The 2,507-nt window shown below is 65.0% G+C and carries 2 protein-coding genes and 1 pseudogene; all 3 read right to left on the minus strand.

Features of this window, described 5'->3' with window-relative positions; all coding sequences use genetic code 11:
• Positions 1-1,262, minus strand: a 1,262-nt coding sequence (gene glnA / locus VGF12_RS06875; RefSeq protein ID WP_331175298.1) for a type I glutamate--ammonia ligase, incomplete at its 3' end; no start/stop codon positions are given.
• A 157-nt stretch (positions 1,263-1,419) separates the two neighbouring features.
• On the minus strand, positions 1,420-2,211 hold the full coding sequence (locus VGF12_RS06880) for a competence/damage-inducible protein A (protein ID WP_331175299.1): 792 nt from the start codon (positions 2,209-2,211) through the stop codon (positions 1,420-1,422).
• Positions 2,212-2,214: 3 nt separating this feature from the next.
• Positions 2,215-2,507, minus strand: a pseudogene (locus VGF12_RS06885) (hypothetical protein); the annotation flags it as partial.

A 2,507-nucleotide genomic window follows, 5' to 3' on the forward strand; every position in this document is an offset into this window, starting at 1 on the left:
AGCGCCTGGTCCAGGCTGTGGCAGACGGTCGGGATCTTCGCGTCTTCCTCGGGCGGCAGGTGGTACAGGTCCTTGGTGGCAGCTTCGCCCGGGTGGATCTTGTTCTCCACGCCGTCCAGGCCGGCCATCAGCAGCGCGCTGAAGGCCAGATAGGGGTTGGCGGAAGGATCCGGGAAGCGCGCCTCGACGCGGCGACCCTTGGGGTTGGCCACATAGGGGATGCGGATCGAGGCCGAGCGGTTCTTGGCCGAGTAGGCCAGCTTGACGGGAGCTTCGAAGCCGGGCACCAGGCGCTTGTAGCTGTTGGTACCGGGGTTGGTAATGGCGTTCAGGGCACGGGCGTGCTTGATGATGCCGCCGATGTAGTACAGCGCGAACTCGCTCAGGCCGGCGTAGCCGTCACCGGCGAACAGGTTCTTGCCGTCCTTCCACACGGACTGGTGCACGTGCATGCCGGAGCCGTTGTCGCCGACCAGGGGCTTGGGCATGAAGGTCGCGGTCTTGCCATAGGCGTGGGCGACGTTCTGGATGATGTACTTCTGCAGCTGCGTCCAGTCGGCGCGCTGGACCAGCGAGCTGAACTTGGTGCCGATTTCCATCTGGCCGGCGTTCGCCACTTCGTGGTGATGCACTTCGACCGGGATGCCCATCTGCTCGAGGATCAGGCACATCTCCGAGCGCATGTCCTGGCCGCTGTCGACCGGGGGCACGGGGAAGTAGCCGCCCTTGACGGTGGGGCGGTAGCCGCTATTGCCGTGCTCGTACTCTTTGGACGAGTTCCAGGCGCCTTCTTCGGACTCGATCTTGAAGAACGAGCCGGACATCTCGTTGCCCCAGCGCACGCTGTCAAAGATGAAGAACTCGGGTTCCGGGCCAAAGTAGGCGGTGTCACCCAGGCCGGAGGCCTTCAGGTAGGCCTCGGCGCGCTTGGCCAGCGAGCGGGGATCGCGCTCATAGGCCTTGCCGTCAGCCGGATCCACGACGTCGCAGGACAGGATCAGCGTCGGTTCTTCAAAGAAGGGGTCGATGTTGGCCGTGTTGGGATCGGGCATCAGCAGCATGTCCGAAGCCTCGATGCCCTTCCAGCCGGCGATCGAGGAGCCGTCGAAGGCGTGACCCGACGTGAACTTGTCTTCGTCAAAGTGAGAGACGGGCACGGAAACGTGTTGCTCCTTGCCACGGGTATCGGTGAAACGGAAGTCGACGAACTTGACTTCGTTCTCCTTCAACATGTTCATCACGTCGGCGACGGTCTTGGCCATCAAAAGCTCCTAGCGGGATCGAGGGTGGATTGCCGCCGCCAGCGCACGCGCCAGCGGCCACAGGGGATTCAAAGCAGGTTGCATGCCAGATGCACCGACATGGGTTGTCGCCCGCTGCTGCGGACATTATGTGGCGCCATCCGTGACAGCGCGACCTCTATCGCACCAGTTCGGTGCTGATTGATGCACCAGACTGGATCACGCCCCGTTTCAGGGCATCGTAGGCGGGGGCCAACTGTTCCGCACTCCCCTTGACGCCCAGTTCGATGCAGCGGCCCCAGCGGGGATGGTCCACGCTGGGCAGGCTGAAGACCTTGATGCCGGCGAACTCCGCCTCGACCGCTTCCATCAGCGGCGTCAGGCTGGCCTCCATGGCGCCCAGAAGGACGAGGGAGCGCTCCTGCACACCCACCTGACGGTGCAACTGCGGATAGCGGTCCAGCACCCAGCCCATCATGGGATGAGCCATGACCGGAAAGCCGGGCACGAAGTGCACATGGCCGACGCTGAAGCCGGGAATCTTGTTGTAGGGGTTGGGAACGAGGCTCGCGCCTTCCGGGAAGACACCCATCTGGAAGCGCCGCAGCGTGTCGGGGTGGTCGGCATCGGCCGTCGAGCCCTGCTCGACCGCCATCTGCTGCACACGCTGCCAGATCAACTCGCGGGCCTCGGGGTGCAGCACCAGCGGCCGGCCCAGCGCCGCGGCAGCGGCCTGGCGGGTGTGGTCGTCGGGTGTGGCGCCGATACCGCCACAGCTGACGACGAGGTCGCCGCCGGCGAAGGCTTGGGCCAGCCGCAACGTCAGCAGCTCGCGGTCGTCGCCAAGGTACTGCGCCCACGCAAGCTGCATGCCGCGCTGAGACAGCAGTTCGATGAACTTGGCCAGGTGCGAATCCTGGCGCTTGCCGGACAGGATCTCGTCGCCAATGATGAAGAGCCCCACTTGCATCGTTCAGACCTCCATGACGACGGCTGACTCCGCCACCGGCTCGGCCGCCCGCCTGGCCTGCAGTGCGGCAAGCGCATAGTGCGTGAACCAGGCCGTGGAGAAGGCGAACACCAGCGTGTAGAGCCAGATCGCCAGGAGCACGACAAAGGGCGCGAACACGATGGTCAGCGCACTGAAGGCCCAGATCAGCGACGGCGCAGCCCCGAGGTAGCCGCAGATGACGCCCATGGTCAGCATAGGGATGCGGTGCTCCTTCAGCAGCGCCCGGCGCTCTTCGGCCGAGGCGTGCTCGGCAA

The sequence above is a fragment of the Roseateles sp. genome, assembly GCF_036404855.1.
In the GTDB taxonomy this organism is placed as follows: Bacteria; Pseudomonadota; Gammaproteobacteria; order Burkholderiales; family Burkholderiaceae_C; genus Pelomonas.

Bases quoted from the DNA above. Each gene is read 5' to 3' on its own strand.
- VGF12_RS06880 (WP_331175299.1), bottom strand. From the start codon at position 2,211: ATGCAAGTGGGGCTCTTCATCATTGGCGACGAGATCCTGTCCGGCAAG.